Annotated in this window: 14 protein-coding genes; 8 read left to right on the top strand and 6 right to left on the bottom strand. The window is 65.1% G+C overall.

Annotation, left to right across the window (positions count from 1 at the left end; all coding sequences use genetic code 11):
- Nucleotides 1-105 precede the first annotated feature (105 nt).
- On the bottom strand, nucleotides 106-327 hold the full coding sequence (locus tag CWS35_RS27840; RefSeq protein ID WP_100954902.1) for an acetyl-CoA carboxylase biotin carboxyl carrier protein subunit: 222 nt from the start codon (nucleotides 325-327) through the stop codon (nucleotides 106-108).
- Nucleotides 328-457: 130 nt separating this feature from the next.
- Between CWS35_RS27840 and CWS35_RS27835 the strand changes: the two genes are divergently transcribed.
- Nucleotides 458-1429, top strand: coding sequence for an IclR family transcriptional regulator (locus CWS35_RS27835; protein WP_100956721.1), 972 nt, complete (start codon nucleotides 458-460; stop codon nucleotides 1427-1429).
- Nucleotides 1359-2918 (top strand): acyl-CoA carboxylase subunit beta, encoded by a 1560-nt coding sequence (locus tag CWS35_RS27830; RefSeq protein ID WP_024582163.1) that lies wholly within the window; start codon nucleotides 1359-1361, stop codon nucleotides 2916-2918. The genes CWS35_RS27835 and CWS35_RS27830 overlap by 71 nt, the downstream gene beginning before the upstream one ends.
- Nucleotides 2919-3033: 115 nt before the next feature.
- On the opposite strand, the gene CWS35_RS27825 is transcribed toward CWS35_RS27830, so the two are convergent.
- Nucleotides 3034-4197 (bottom strand): patatin-like phospholipase family protein, encoded by a 1164-nt coding sequence (locus tag CWS35_RS27825; protein WP_024582162.1) that lies wholly within the window; start codon nucleotides 4195-4197, stop codon nucleotides 3034-3036.
- A 241-nt stretch (nucleotides 4198-4438) separates the two neighbouring features.
- On the opposite strand from CWS35_RS27825, the gene CWS35_RS27820 reads away from it, so the two are divergent.
- A complete protein-coding gene (locus CWS35_RS27820; protein WP_024582161.1) occupies nucleotides 4439-5224 on the top strand; it encodes an acetoacetate decarboxylase in 786 nt (261 codons plus the stop codon).
- Between the two features lie 40 nt (nucleotides 5225-5264).
- Here the strand turns inward: CWS35_RS27820 and CWS35_RS27815 are convergent, their stop codons facing one another.
- Both CWS35_RS27815 and CWS35_RS27810 read right to left on the bottom strand, forming a co-directional pair.
- Nucleotides 5265-6569 (bottom strand): MFS transporter, encoded by a 1305-nt coding sequence (locus CWS35_RS27815; RefSeq protein WP_024582160.1) that lies wholly within the window; start codon nucleotides 6567-6569, stop codon nucleotides 5265-5267.
- Between the two features lie 287 nt (nucleotides 6570-6856).
- The gene (locus CWS35_RS27810) at nucleotides 6857-8053 is read right to left on the bottom strand and encodes an acetyl-CoA C-acyltransferase (RefSeq protein ID WP_024582159.1); all 1197 of its coding nucleotides are present in this window, start codon (nucleotides 8051-8053) and stop codon (nucleotides 6857-6859) included.
- Between the two features lie 553 nt (nucleotides 8054-8606).
- Here CWS35_RS27810 and thrS point away from each other — a divergent pair.
- On the top strand, nucleotides 8607-9806 hold the full coding sequence (gene thrS / locus CWS35_RS27805) for a threonine--tRNA ligase (protein WP_100954901.1): 1200 nt from the start codon (nucleotides 8607-8609) through the stop codon (nucleotides 9804-9806).
- Nucleotides 9807-9902: 96 nt separating this feature from the next.
- Here thrS and CWS35_RS27800 read toward each other — a convergent pair whose 3' ends face one another.
- Both CWS35_RS27800 and CWS35_RS39675 read right to left on the bottom strand, forming a co-directional pair.
- Nucleotides 9903-10412 (bottom strand): ParB N-terminal domain-containing protein, encoded by a 510-nt coding sequence (locus CWS35_RS27800; RefSeq protein WP_100954900.1) that lies wholly within the window; start codon nucleotides 10410-10412, stop codon nucleotides 9903-9905.
- A 113-nt stretch (nucleotides 10413-10525) separates the two neighbouring features.
- Nucleotides 10526-10693 carry a hypothetical protein gene (locus CWS35_RS39675; RefSeq protein WP_168226383.1) on the bottom strand — a complete coding sequence of 56 codons (168 nt, stop codon included), beginning with the start codon at nucleotides 10691-10693 and terminating at the stop codon, nucleotides 10526-10528.
- A gap of 195 nt (nucleotides 10694-10888) precedes the next feature.
- Here CWS35_RS39675 and CWS35_RS27795 point away from each other — a divergent pair, with 195 nt between their 5' ends.
- The 4 genes from CWS35_RS27795 (at nucleotide 10889) to CWS35_RS39135 (ending at nucleotide 14575) form a co-directional block, all read left to right on the top strand.
- A complete protein-coding gene (locus CWS35_RS27795; protein WP_100954899.1) occupies nucleotides 10889-11539 on the top strand; it encodes a hypothetical protein in 651 nt (216 codons plus the stop codon).
- A 122-nt stretch (nucleotides 11540-11661) separates the two neighbouring features.
- Entirely contained in the window at nucleotides 11662-13059 is a 1398-nt protein-coding gene (locus CWS35_RS27790) for an FAD-binding protein (RefSeq protein ID WP_245438702.1), read from the top strand.
- Nucleotides 13060-13073: 14 nt separating this feature from the next.
- Complete coding sequence (locus CWS35_RS27785; protein ID WP_035636128.1) at nucleotides 13074-13481, top strand: membrane protein; 408 nt, start codon at nucleotides 13074-13076, stop codon at nucleotides 13479-13481.
- Nucleotides 13478-14575: a hypothetical protein gene (locus tag CWS35_RS39135; RefSeq protein ID WP_024582153.1), complete on the top strand. Its 1098-nt coding sequence runs from the start codon at nucleotides 13478-13480 to the stop codon at nucleotides 14573-14575. The genes CWS35_RS27785 and CWS35_RS39135 overlap by 4 nt, the downstream gene beginning before the upstream one ends.
- The last annotated feature ends 22 nt before the right edge of the window (nucleotides 14576-14597 follow it).

The raw sequence follows: 14597 nt of genomic DNA, 5'->3' as shown, positions 1-14597 counted from the left end.
TGCATCGCGATCCGGCGATGGCAACGCTACGTCAGGCGCAACTTGGCGATTTCGGGCGTTGCATCACCGGACAGATTGTCGCGGCTGGGCCGAAAGGGCGGGATCTCAGGTCTCGACGATCGCGACCGCCTGGCCCTCGGCGATGACATCGTCGATCTTGACCAGAATCGACTTGATTTTGCCTGCTGCGGTCGATGTGACCGGGATTTCCATCTTCATCGCTTCGACGAACGCAATCTCGTCGCCGCTGCCGACCTTGCTGCCGGCTTCAACGGGAAGCGCGCAAACGCGTCCGGCAACTTCGGTCACGACCTTGATCTCTGGCATTCCATTCTCCGATACCGTCTTGCGGAAATTTCATCCGGCGAACGGCTTTTTGTTGTGGCGGCAGATTGCCTGAGGTAGTTTCTTCTGCAAGTGGAATTTTATTCCGTCAAGCGGAATGGAGAAAAACAAGATGGGAAGGCGCTCGGAACGGCTCAGCCGGCAGGGAATGCTCGCCAGCGAGACAGGCGATGGCGATGTCATCCAGGTGGTGTCGCGCGCCTTCGATGTGCTGCGGTGCTTCGAGGGGCACGAGGCCCGGCTCGGCAATCTCGAAATCTCGAACCGCTGCGGCCTGCCGCGTTCGACGGTGTCGCGCTTGACGCACACGCTGACGCGGATGGGCCAGCTGGTCTATCTGCCGCGCGACCAGAAGTATCGGATCGGTCCGAGCGCTGTCGCGATGAGCACCTCGATGATGAAGGGGTTGCAGCTTCGCAACCTGATCCGGCTGCGCTTGCAGGATGTCGCCGATCAACTGCCCGGCACGGTCGGCTTCGTCATCCCCGATCGCTTTCAGCTGGTCTATCTGGAGTTCGCCCGCGCCGCCAACGCGCTCGGCCTGCATGAGGCCACCGGCAGTCGCATCTCGATGGCGACCACCGCCGCCGGCCACGCCTACACCGCAGCGCTCGATCCCACGGTTGGCGATGCGCTGATCGCGGAGATGGAAGGCGAGTTGCCCGACGGCGCCAAGATGCTGACGCCGCGCATCGAGGCCAACCGCCGTCACCTTCAGGAGCACGGCTACGTGGTCGCCTGCGGCCTGTGGAGCCCGCACATCAACGGCGTCGCGGTGCCGGTGTGGTCACCGCAGTATCAGACCTACGTGGTCGCCACGATCGGCCTGCTCTCGGCGATGTACGACGAGGCGCGGCTGCACCGCGAGGTCGCGCCGCAGATGGTCGACCTCGCCGCCGCGCTCGGCAGCCTGCTCGAGGGCGCCGACGGCGACATCTTCAGCAATCGGATCGAACGCAAGTCGCTTCCGGTGACGGCCCATAACAACAAGATCATCAAGACGGAGGCACTGAATGAACTGGAAGCCGGAACTCGACGACCTCGCCCGGCGCGAAGCGTTCGCGCGGGAGATGGGAGGCGTTGACAAGGTCAAGCGGCAACGCGACCAGGGTCGGCTCACCGTTCGCGAGCGCATCGACAAGCTCGTCGACAACAGCAGCTTCCACGAGGTCGGTGCGATCTCCGGCATCGCCGAATATGACGAGAGCAACGAACTCAAGCATCTGACGCCGGCGAACTGCGTGTTCGGCCGCGCCAGGGTCGACGGCCGCACCGTGGTGGTGGTCGGCGACGATTTCACCGTGCGTGGCGGCTCGGCCGATGCGTCGATCTCCGCCAAGCCGCTGATGGCGGAGGAGATGGCGCACGACTTCCGACTGCCGATCGTCCGCGTGATCGAAGGCTCCGGCGGCGGCGGCTCGGTCAAGACGATCGAGACCAGGGGCGCCGCCAACCTGCCCGGCGGCGTCGGCGGCACGCGTTGGTACTGGTACACGACCGCCAACCTGGCGCGCGTGCCGGTGGTCGGTCTCGGCCTCGGCTCGGTCGCGGGCCTTGGCGCCGCGCGGCTCGCGGCGACGCATTACTCGATCATGACCAAGAGCTCCGCGATGTTCGTCGCCGGCCCGCCGGTGGTGAAGCGGCTGGGTCAGGATCTGACCAAGCAGGAGCTCGGCGGCGCCGACATCCAGACCCGCGCCGGCGCGATCGACCAGGCCGTCGAGACCGAGGAGGAGGCGTTCGACCATGCGCGGCGCTTCCTGTCCTATCTGCCGTCGTCGGTCTACGATCTGCCGCCGACCATTCCCTGCACCGACGATCCGGAGCGCGCCGAGGAGTCGTTGCTTACGGCGGTGCCGCGCAATCGCAAGCAGGTCTACAAGATGCGGCCGATCATCGATGCGGTGGTCGACAAGGGCTCGTTCTTCGAGGTCGCGAGCAATTTCGGCCGCCCGGTCATCACCGGACTGGCGCGGATCGAGGGCAGGGCGGTGCTGCTGCTCGCCAGCGATCCGTTCCACTATGGCGGCTCGTGGACCGCGGATGCCTGCGCCAAGGTGGTGCGCTGGGTCGACTTCGCCGAGACCTTCCATCTGCCGGTGGTCTATCTGATGGACTGCCCCGGTTTCATGATCGGGCTCGAGGCGGAGAAGTCGGCGACCATCCGCCACGGCGTGCGGGCGATGGCCGCGGTCAACCAGAGCACGGTGCCATGGTGCACCATCATCATCCGCAACGCGTTCGGCGTCGCCGGCGTGGTGCATCAGCCGGCCAACCGCTTCTCGATGCGCTATGCCTGGCCGTCGGCCTATTGGGGCTCGCTGCCGCTCGAGGGCGGCATCGAGGCGGCCTATCGCGCCGAGATCGACGCGGCCGCCGATCCCGCCGCCAAGCTGCGCGAGATCGAGGACCGCCTCAACAAGCTGCGCTCGCCGTTCCGCTCGGCCGAGAAGTTCTGGGTCGAGGAGGTGATCGATCCGCGCAAGACGCGCTCGCTGCTCTGCGAGTTCGCGCGCCTTGCCGAGCCGATCCGCAAGGCCGGACCGCCGAGCAACATGTCGACCCGGCCGTAAGGCGCATCCAGCCGTCATTGCGAGGAGCGCAGCGACGAAGCAATCCATATCTCCGCAAGCGGTGACATGGATTGCTTCGCTGCGCTCGCAATGACGGCAGAAGAGACGACCCCTACTACTCCGCTTCGCGATGCACGTCGTGGATCACGATGCCCATGCCGTTCTCCGGCATCTTGATCCATTCGCGCCGCTTCAGCGAGCGCTTGGTGTCCTCGTGTCCGCTGGCCCAGTGCTCGCGCATCGAGGTGCCGGAGAACTCGTGGTCCTTGGCGTCGCCCTCATAGGCCTTCTGCTGGTAGATCAGCTGCAACAGCGTGATCCCGGGCAGTCGGCTGTTCGCCTTCTTGAGCTGGCGTTCTTCTTCCGAGAGCTGATCGTCGGGGATTTTTCCCAGCGCGTTGTGCAGGGCGGTGCGCAGATTGTAGGTCTTGCGGTAGACGTCGGTGTTGTAGCGGGTGCGCGACGAATACATGATGTCCTTGTGGCGGGCCATCACGTCCTGGATGTCGCGCGGCAGCGCGCCGCGGGCCGAGAACAGGTCGACCTGGAACACCAGCGAGTTGGCGTTGTCCTCCTGGTCGAGCAGATGCTGTAGCGGCGTGTTGGAGACGATGCCGCCGTCCCAGAAATGATCGGTGCCGACCTTGACCATCGGCAGCGCCGGCGGCAGCGCGCCGCTCGCCATGATGTGCTCGGGGATGATCTCGTCATGGGCGTTGTCGAAATAGATGAAGTTGCCCGACAGCACGTTCACCGCGCCGACCGCGAAGCGCATCTTCTTGGAATTGATGCGATCGAAGTCGACCAGCTCGAGCAGCGAGTCACGCAACGGCGTGGTGTCGTAATAGCTGGTGGCGGTGCGCGCGCCCGCCGGGCTGAACCACGGATTGGTCTGATGCGGGGTGAAGAAGCCGGGCTGCCCGAGCGTCGTCGTCATCCATGAGCTGGTGAGGTTGCGCGCCTTGCGGAAGATGTCGCCGTCCGGCGTGTAGTGCCAGATCTTGCGGCTGGTGATGCGGTCCCAGAAAATGTGCAGCCGCTCCAGCCGCTTTTCCGGCGGGTTGCCGGCGATGATCGCCGAGTTGATCGCGCCGATCGAGACGCCGCAGACCCAGTCGGGCTCGATGTTGGATTCGTGCAGCGCCTGATAGACGCCGGCCTGATAGGCGCCGAGCGCGCCGCCGCCTTGCAGCACCAGGGCCACGCGATCGCAACCCTCGGGGCGCCAGCCCGGCGTCGCATGATCGATATCGTCAAGGCGAGGGGATCGCGCATCCATATCAGGCCCTCCAAAATGCGCGGCGAGAATTCAGCGTGCCGATGACGCCGTGATGACAAGCCCGGCGCCCGTGCGCCGCGCATCCGCCATGCCCTGCCTGCATGGTTAGCAATGGGCTCCGCCGCGCGACGCGGATCACACCAGCGCAACCGAGGTCACGCGCCTGACGGAAATCCCTCACATCGCTGTCAATCTCGGCCGATAGCCTCCGGGCGATATTTGCAAACAGGGGGTTATTGCGATGCGCAGGGAAGATCTGCTCAAGCTTCCGTCGATGCCGGCCGCCGGCCCGAGCTATCCTGCCGGTCCGTATCGCTTCATCGATCGCGAATTCCTTGTCATCACCTACGAGACCGATCCGGAGCTGATCCGCGCCGGCCTGCCTGAGCCGCTGGAGCCGATCGAGCAGGCGATCGTGCATTACGAATGGATCAAGATGCCCGACAGCTCCGGCTTCGGCAGCTACACCGAATCCGGCCTCGTGATCCCCGCGCGCCTGCACGGCGAAGAGGTCAACTTCGTCTGCCAGATGTATCTCGACGATGATCCGCCGATCGCGGCCGGGCGCGAGATCTGGGGCTTTCCGAAGAAGTACGCCCATCCCAAGCTCGAGATCGTCAAGGACACGCTGACCGGCACGCTGGAATATGCCGGCCAGCTCGTTGCGATGGGCACGATGGGTTACAAGCACGAGAGCATGGCGGGTAATGGAGACGTCACCCGCGCTACGCTGTCGAAGACCCAGGTCAATCTCAAGATGATCCCCGGCGTCGATGGCCATCTCGAGGTCTGCCAGCTGGTCGCGATCAACCTGACCGACATCGTCGTCAAGGGCTCGTGGATCGGGCCTGGCCGGCTGCATCTGGTGCCGCATGTCAACGCGCCGGTTGCGGATTTCCCGGTCAAGCGCGTGGTCGGCGCGCATCACTACATCGCCGACCTGACGCTGCCGTTCGGCCGCGTCGTGCACGACTACAACAAGGAAGCCGCGGAGGCCGCCGCGCCGACCGGTCTCGCCGCCGAGTAGCGGCAGGCTGCCGACAGGGCCGGAGAACGGGCGCGGCCGCTCAGGCCGCAGCCGGTTTCGGCTCGGCCGCAGGCTTTGGTTGCGGCCGCGCGATCGCCAGCACGGACAACGCCGCAACGACGCAGAGTGCGCCGGCAATGAAGAACGCCGGCAGATAGCTCGCATAGAGTGTGCGCGATACTCCGGCGCCGAACGCGGCGGCACCGGCACCGAGCTGATGGCCGGCGAAGATCCAGCCGAACACCAGGTTGGCCCGCTCGGCGCCGAACCGCTGCGCGGTGAGGCGAACCGTCGGCGGCACGGTCGCGATCCAGTCGAGGCCGTAGAACATCGCAAACAGCGACAGCCCGTAGAACGTGAAATCGGAGTAGGGCAGGTACAGCAGCGACAGGCCGCGCAGGCCGTAGTACCAGAACAGCAGCTTGCGATTGTCGTAGCGATCCGACAGCCAGCCGGAAATGATGGTGCCGAAGAAGTCGAAGATGCCCATCGCCGCGAGCAGGCTTGCGGCCTGCACCTGCGGGATGCCGTAATCCAGGCACATCGGGATCAGGTGAACCTGGACGAGGCCGTTGGTCGAGGCGCCGCAGACGAAGAAGGTCGCGAACAGGATCCAGAACACCGACGATTTGGAGGAGTCGCGCAGCGTGCCGAGCGCGGCCGCCATGATCGGCGCGTTGGCCGGCGGCGGCGCGGGCAGGGGCGCGGTGCCGTCGTCGCCGAACGGGCGCAGGCCGACGTCGCCCGGCCGGTCGCGCATCAGCATCAGCACGGCGAATGCGGCGACGCCGAGCACGATGCAGACCGCGCCCAGCGCGATGCGCCAGCCGTAACGCTCGGTGATGGTCGCAAGCAGCGGCAGGAAAGCGAGTTGCCCGGTCGCGACGCTGGCGGTCATGATGCCGATCACGAGGCCGCGCCGCGCCACGAACCAGCGCGAGGCGATCGTCGCGCCGAGCACCAACGCCGTCATGCCGGTGCCGATCCCGATCACGACGCCCCACAGCAGGATGAGCTGCCAGACCTGCGTCATGGCGAGCGACGCCAACAGTCCGGAGACCACGATCAATTGCGCGGCGAGCGTGACGTTGCGCAGCCCGTAGCGGTTCATCAGCGCGGCGGCGAACGGCGCCATCAGCCCGAACAGGATGAAGCGGATCGACAGCGCCGAGGAGATTTCCGCGGTCGACCAGCCGAACTCATTCTGCAATGGCACGATGAAGACGCCGGGCGCACCGACGGTGCCGGCCGAGATCAGCGCGGCAAAGAATGTCACCCCGACCATCACCCAACCGTAGTGGATGTTGCGGCGGGCGAGGGCAGCGGCAAGCGAGTTCGAGATCATTGGGTTCCAGATCAAATGCAATGAGGTTTTATCGACGATGCGCAATATGGCACGGGGTAGCTATGTCTAAAATGGCAAAGTTCCCTCATTTTCGGACATTGAGCTGAACGGTCGCGTCGCGTCTCGACGGGCCTCTCGGAGAGGCCGGCACCTCTGCGCGTCGTTGCGAGCGAAGCGACTTGTCCGCCGGAGCCTTGGCGAAGGCGGAAGCAATCCATCGATCCGCATATGCGGATATGTGGATTGCTTCGTCGCTAGCGCTCCTCGCAAATGACGCGGCTCGAGCCTCAGTGCGTGACCCGCTCCACCGCGATCGCGGTGGCTTCGCCGCCGCCGATGCACAGCGCCGCGACGCCGCGCTTCAGGTTCTGCGCTTCCAGCGCGTGCAGCAACGTCACGATCAGCCGCGCGCCGGTGGCGCCGATCGGATGGCCGAGCGCGCAGGCGCCACCATTGATGTTGAGCCGGTCTCTGGGGATGCCGAGGTCGCGCTGTGCCGCCATCGCGACCACCGCGAATGCCTCGTTGATCTCGAACAGGTCGACATCGCCGACGTTCCAGCCGACTTTGTCGAGCAGCTTGCGGATTGCAGGGATCGGCGCCGTCGTGAACCACTGCGGCTCCTGGCTGTGGGTGGCATGGCCCTTGATCTCGGCCAGCACCGGCAGCCCGTCGCGGTCGGCGAGCGAGCGCTTGGCCAGGATCAGCGCCGCGGCGCCGTCGGCATTGGCCGAGGAGGCGGCCGGGGTAATGGTGCCGTTGGCGCGGAACGCCGGCTTCAGGCCGGGGATCTTTGCGGGATCGACCTTCAGCGGGTGCTCGTCATTGGCGATGATGCGCGGACCGGCCTTCTCGCTCAACGTGATCGGCGCGATCTCGGCCTTGAAGGCGCCGCTCTCGACTGCCTTGCGGGCGCGGCTCAGCGTTTCCATCGCGAACGCGTCCTGGTCGGCGCGGGTGAACTGATACGCCTCCGCCGTCGCCTCGCCGAAATCGCCCATCGAGCGGCCGGTCTCATAGGCGTCCTCGAGCCCATCCATCATCATGTGATCGATGATGCGGTCGTGCCCGGCGCGGTAGCCGCCGCGCGCCTTCTGCAACAGATACGGCGCATTGCTCATGCTCTCCATGCCGCCGGACAGCACGATCTCGGCCGAGCCGGCCTTGATGATGTCGTGGGCGAGCATGGTCGCCTTCATGCCGGACCCGCAGACCTTGTTGACGGTGGTGGCGCCGGTGGCATCCGGCAGTCTGGCGCCGCGCGCGGCCTGGCGGGCCGGAGCCTGGCCCTGGCCGGCCGGCAGCACGTTGCCCATGAACACCTCGTCGATCCTTTCGGGCGCGAGTTTCGCGCGTTCGAGTGCCGCGCCTATCACATGCGAGCCGAGCTTGTGCGCCGGCAGCGAAGTAAGGTCGCCCATGAAGCGACCGAGCGGGGTGCGGGCGGCGGATAGGATGACGACGGGATCGACGCTGGTTGCCATGGCGGAACTCCGTTCAATGCGGGAATCTTATAGAATTATATGTATCATATGATGCGGCGCAAAAAATGCAACTGCGGCGGTCATGACAAAATGTCGTGTTCGGATGAATGAGCGCGGGTGCGTGGACGCCGGAGTTTTGGCGGAGTCGGCAAGCCGAGCAATGATATCGGAGTGTGCTCAACTCTTCCCGCATGTCGTCACTGCGAAAGCAGGGACCCATACGCCGCGGCGGATGTCGTGGTTGGGACTCGTCGTTCCGACATCGCGCACCAACAACCATTTGTGGTTATGAGTCCCGGGCTTCGCCGGGACGACGCGAGACTACACGTCGCCCGCATTGACGCCCGCGCATTTTCCGGCCATACACCGGGCATGAACAAGCTTTTCTCAGCCGCATCGACCACCACCGCGACCGCTTACGGCGGATCGCCTGCTGGTTGCGCGCGCTAGAGAGAAGCGTCCTTCACCCAGAAAAGGCCCCGCCGGCGACGGACGGGGCCTTTCTGTTTCTGATGATCCCGTCCGCGCTCTGTCCCTGACAAGGAACATAGCCATGGACGAACTCGATCACAGACATCTCGGCGTGCAATTGAAGCTCTGGCACCTGCAGGACGATGCGCCCGGCATGGTGTTCTGGCATCCGCGCGGCACCGCGCTGTACCGGGTGCTGGAAGACTATGTCCGACGCAGGATGCGTCGCGCCGGCTATGCCGAGGTCCGCACGCCGCAAGTGCTGCCTCAGGCGCTGTGGAGCCGCAGCGGTCACTGGGACAAGTTCGGCGCGCACATGTTCCGGATCGACGATGGCGAGGCGACGATGGCGCTGAAGCCGATGTCGTGTCCCTGCCATGTGCAGATCTTCAACAAGGGGCTGCGCTCATGGCGCGAGCTGCCGATCCGCTATGCCGAATTCGGCGCCTGCCACCGCAACGAGCCGTCCGGTTCGCTGCACGGCATCATGCGGACGCGCGGCTTCGAGCAGGATGATGCGCATGTGTTCTGTCGCGAGCAGGACGTGGAGGACGAGGTCGCGCGCTTCATCGCCTTGCTCGACGAGGTCTACCGCGAGCTCGGCTTCCCCGACTATGAGGTGGCGCTGGCGACGCGGCCTGCGCTGCGCGCCGGGGACGACGCGACGTGGGACTGGTCGGAGGCGAAGCTCGGCGATGCCGCGCGGCGCTGTGGCCTCGTGCCTCGGATCAATCCCGGCGAGGGCGCATTCTACGGGCCGAAGCTGGAATTCGCGCTACGCGACCGGCTCGGGCGGTCGTGGCAATGCGGAACGGTGCAGATCGACGGCGTGTTGCCGCAACGGCTCGGGGCGTCTTACATCGCGCCCGACGGCAGCCGTGCAACGCCGCTGATGATCCACCATGCGATCTTCGGATCACTCGGCCGCATGATCGCGATCCTCCTCGAGCACTATGGCGGCGTGCTGCCATTCTGGCTCGCACCGGACCAGGTTGCGGTCGCCCCGATCTCGCAGGAGCAGGCCGGATATGGCCGGGACGTGCTGGCGGCATTCGAAGGTGCCGGTATTCGCGCCGTCGCCTATGGCAGCGCCGACACGTTGTCGCGGCGCATCGTGGCGGCGCGTGATATGGCGGTGCCGGTCATGGCGATCGTCGGCGGGCGCGAGATGCGGGAAGGGCGGGTGAGCCTGCGCCAGCGCGACGGCGTGCAGGCCGACCTTGCACTGGCCGAGGCGGTCTCCTGCCTGCGGGCGCGCCTGACCGGGTGCGGTCGTGGTTGAGGCATCCATCTACGCCGACTGCCAGGCGTCGAGCAGGAGGAGTGATGGCGCGTAGGTTGGCTTTCGCGGCTGCTGCTTTGGCGGCCGAGCCGGCAGTCAATAGCGACCACCGTCGCGCTTCTGTTGCGTGATCCATTCCGACAGGGTTTTCGTTTTCGATCCTTGTCCGCCCGATGATCCCCGTCCGATGCTCTTGCCGGAACGGGCTGGCCGAGGCTCGGCCGACTTGGATTCCGCGATTGTGGCCGCGGCCGTGGTCGATCTCTCGGCAGCTTCCTTTTCAAGACGCAGCTTCCTCAATCGCGCCATCTTGTCACGCTCAGCCTCGATCACTGCCGAGTCGGACAACAACGCCTTGGGGTGGACCTCCGCTGAACCCCGGACTCCGATGATCGTCGTCTCGCCGAGCGCCTTGCAGGCCTCGAGCCGATGCAATCCCTCGAGCAACACGAGCCTGCTCTCATCTGGTCGAACGAGAATCGGGATTTGTTGTCCAATTTCCAGGATACTCGCGGCGATCTCTTCGACGACCTCGGGCCTGAGGGTTTCCCTTTTCTTCAGGGGAACGTAGATCTGGTCGATTGGAAGGTTTTCCGGGCTGGGCACGGGGTTATTCCCTCCTCAGGGGCGGTCCACAAGACAAAGTTCAACGATGAAGCGCTACGCCGTGGCCGCAGCCTTGTAAACCGGGCCGGCCTGAAGCGATCGGCCTACATGGCCTAATCCGATCGCCAGGCGCCGAGCAGAAATCGTCGCTTCGGCGCCGGGCCTGCCTGGTTCTGCACCTCGGGCAGATCGATGGCGCAACGCTTCATCAGCAGTTTGATTGCGATCCCGATGATCACGAACGGCGTCACATAGATTGCGAAAACTCCGAAGGCCGTCATGGGCTGCTCCGCAGCTTTGGAACGGGCATGCTACCCCAAAGGCGCACACAGCCGTAGCTAAAACTGTATGGTGCACGCTCGGTTTGCGTTAACCGAATTCTCGCACGCCGGTAATCCAGGGTTGCGAGCTGGTGAGGCCGTTTACCGGCCGGGTGCTAAGCATCGCCGGTTGTGCAATGGAAAGTTCCCGCCGCAATGTCCGTTATCGCTGTCGAGCAGTCGCCCACGCGCATTCCGCTCTCCGTCAAGATCGGCTTCAGCGCCTTCATGGCTGTTTTGGTGCCGGTCTATACCTACTGGTACGGGCCGACCAATTTTCTCTATTTCTGCGACGTCTCCCTGATCCTCACCTTGATCGGGGTCTGGACCGAGAGCGCGCTGTTGATTTCGATGTGTGCCGTCGGCCTGCTGGTGCCGCAAACCTTCTGGGTGGTCGACTTTCTGGCGCATGCCGCCGGTGTCTCGCTGACCGGAATGACGAATTACATGTTCGATCAGGACCTCTCGCTGTTCCTCCGGTTCCTGTCGGGCTTTCACGGCTGGCTGCCGTTCCTGCTGCTGTTCCTGGTCTGGCGGCTTGGCTATGATCAGCGCGCGCTGATCGCCTGGAGCGCATTGGCCTGGGCGCTGCTGTTGATCTGCTACTTCGTGATGCCGGGACCGCGGCCGGACCCGGGCATGACCCCGGTCAACATCAACTATGTGTTCGGCATGAGCGACAGTGCGCCGCAAGACTTCGTGCCGCCGCTGGTGTGGCTCGCCGGCCTGATGATCGGCCTGCCGCTGCTGGCGTTCATACCAACCCACCTCATGTTGCGACGCGCGGTGCCGCGCATGGGCTTGTGATTCGCGAGAACGCCAGTCCGTTGTCGGGAGGATTTTTCCGGTAACATTCGCCAGACGAGTCGTTTGAGGAATTTCTTGTGACGCTATCGCGACGATCCGTCCTCAAGGGAGGACTAGCAACGGTGCTGGCTTCGGGAGTACCGGCGCACGCCGAGTTCACTCCGAGGCCCATCATCAACGACGCCAGCCGGCTCAATCCGACATCGGTGGCGCGCCACGTCGCGCTCAAGGCCGCGCCCGCCGACGACATCGTCGGCACGATCCGGCAGGAGATCGCCGCGGCCAGGACCGAGGGACGTCCGTTCGCCATCGGTGTGGCGCGCCACTCGATGGGCGGCCAGTCGATTCCGCGCGACGGGGTCGCGATCACCCTGACCGGCGGGCACATCGAGACCGATCGCGCCAACATGACCTATCGCGTCGGGGCGGGGATGCGCTGGTTCGAGGTGATCCGCGCGCTCGATGCGCAGGGCTTCTCGCCGGCGGTGATGCAGTCCAACAGCGATTTTGGCGTCGGCTCGACATTCTGCGTCAATTCGCATGGCTGGCCGACGCGCTACGGTCCGTTTGGCGCTACGGTGCGCGCGGTGAAGATCGTTATGTCCGACGGACAATTGGTCGAGTGCTCGCGGACCAAGGAACCGGAGCTGTTCGCGCTCGCGATGGGCGGCTACGGCCTGTTCGGGGCCATCGTCGAGCTCGAGCTCGACATGGTGCCGAATGCGCTGATGCAGCCGACCTATACGAGGATGCAGCCATCGCAATTCGCCGATGCTTTCGTCAACGCGGTCGAGAACGATCCCGCGGTGCGGATGGCCTATGGCAGGCTTTCGGTCGCGCGCGAGAGCCTGTTCGACGAGGCCCTGATGATCACCTATCGGGCAGCCGCCACGCAGCCGTCGCCGCTTCCCGCCGTGGTCGACCATGGCGCGCTGACCGGATTCTCCCGCGACGTCTATCGGCTGCAAACCGGGCGTGAATGGGCGAAGAATTTCCGCTGGTTCATGGAAGCCTCGGTCAGCCCGTCGATCGCCGGCGCCGCCACCCGCAACACGCTGATGGTCGAGCCGGTGGTCAATCTGGCGTCGGGAGACGGCACGCGGACCGACATCCTGCATGAATATTTCGTCCCGCCGGATCGCTTCAACGGCTTCGTCAATCTCTGCCGCGCAGTGATCCCGAAGGCGAAGTCGGAATTTCTCAACGTGACCTTGCGTTATGTCGATGCCGATCCGGTCGCGGTGCTGGCCTATGCGCCGCAGAAGCGGATCGCGGCGGTGATGTCGTTCTCGCAGGAGATCAGCCCGGAGGGCGAGGTCGACATGATGCGGATGACCGAAGCCCTGATCGAAGGCGTCAAGGATCTCGGCGGCGCGTTCTATCTGCCATACCGGCTGCATGCCCGGCGCGACCAGGTGCGCTCGATCTATCCGCGTACCGAGCAATTCGTCGCCGCCAAGCGCCGGCTCGACCCGTCACTGGTGTTCCGCAACATGATGTGGGACGTCTATTTCGCTTGAAGGAGCGCAGGATCATGGATCGCTCTCGTCTGGCCGCCGCGCTGCTCGGCGCCGCATTGCTGTTTGCTGCGGCGACCGACTACATCCCGGCCTTCATCGACACCGAAGGACGGGTGTTCGGCCTGTTCCATCTCGATATCTACAAGGATGCGCTGCATCTGGCCTCCGCGGCCTGGGCGATCGCGGCAGCAGCGATTTCGCGGCAGGCGTCGATCTTCTTCCTGAAAGTGTTCGGCACGCTGTATTTCCTCGACGGCGTGATGGGCGTGTTCACCGGCTCCGGCTATCTTGATCTCAGCATCTTCATCGACGGCGTCCGCTCGACCTCGACCTTCGTGAAGGTGGCCTCGAGCGTGCCGCATCTCGCGCTCGGCGCCTTCGGCATCGTGACCGGATTTTCGGCGCGGAGCCGGCTGGCATGAAATGGTTTCGGCGGATCGCGGCCGTCATCGGTGTCGCCGTTGTCGTGTTCGTCGCGGGCTGCGCGGCGCAGATCGGCTACGTCCAATACGCCTGCACGCCGGACGATTCCCTGGCGCCCGCCACCGCGGCCTTCGGTGTCGACGATGCCAAATACGCGCGGGCGGAAGGCGATACGTTCCTGACCTATCCGGAGTGGTACATCGTCTATGCCTATTCCGATCTCGCCGGCGTGACCCGCGCGGCCTCGGAATCCTCGTTCGACTACTACCGCAGCGTCAGGGGCTTCTGGTCCAGCCTCTGCGGCGCGAGGCGCTCCTCGTCGTCGGCCCGGCCCGCCACGCCGGACCAGATGATCACCGACTACATCATCGGAACCAGTTTCACCGCCGAGATGGCGGTGCAGGGGCTCTATGAGCGCACCATCGGCGCGCTCACCGTGGCGTGGCGCGGGTCCACGCGCACCAAAGAGGACGAGTTCAACCAGGCGCTGCTCGACGACTACGCCAAGTTCCTCGAGCAGACGCCGTGGTATCGCTATCCGTTCGCCGACAAATTGTCGGCGCTCTGGCACGACGTGCCGTTCGAGCCGTCGCTGCGTTCGGTGGAGCGGCGGTTTTCGCTGTCGCTGCAATATGGCGTCAAATCGCTCTACGCGAAGGCGATCGGCGCGCTCGCGGGATTGTCTCCCGCCGATCTCGAGATCGGCAGCGTCGTGCTGGCGCCGTCGGCGCAGGCGCTGCCGCCGGATAGCCGGATCCGCCCGGTGCGCGAGGTGCGCGCGGCCGACGGCCGGCAGGGCGTGCTGATGATCACGCCGCGCTATCGCGAGTTCACCGGCATCATCAGGGAGATCGGCGCCAAGGGGCTGTCGTTCGGCGAGATCGCGGGCAACACCAGGATCCTGACGACGGTGCTGGTTCCCGCGGGCCAGCTCCCGCAGGTCGGCGGCGCCAGGCCGATCTTCGAGACCGACGTGCAATCGATGCCCGGTTGGCGCAGAGTGGGCTATGATACCGAGGTCGCCACGGTGGCCGCGTTTCCGGCCACCGTCGAGGCGCTCGGCGCCAGGTTCGAACATGCCTACGACTACTGAGGCAAGGACTGCTGAGGCAAGG

Source organism: Bradyrhizobium sp. SK17, from assembly GCF_002831585.1.
GTDB lineage: Bacteria > Pseudomonadota > Alphaproteobacteria > Rhizobiales > Xanthobacteraceae > Bradyrhizobium.
Note: the sequence above shows the minus strand (reverse complement) of the source record. Positions and strands in the feature narration are given on the sequence as shown.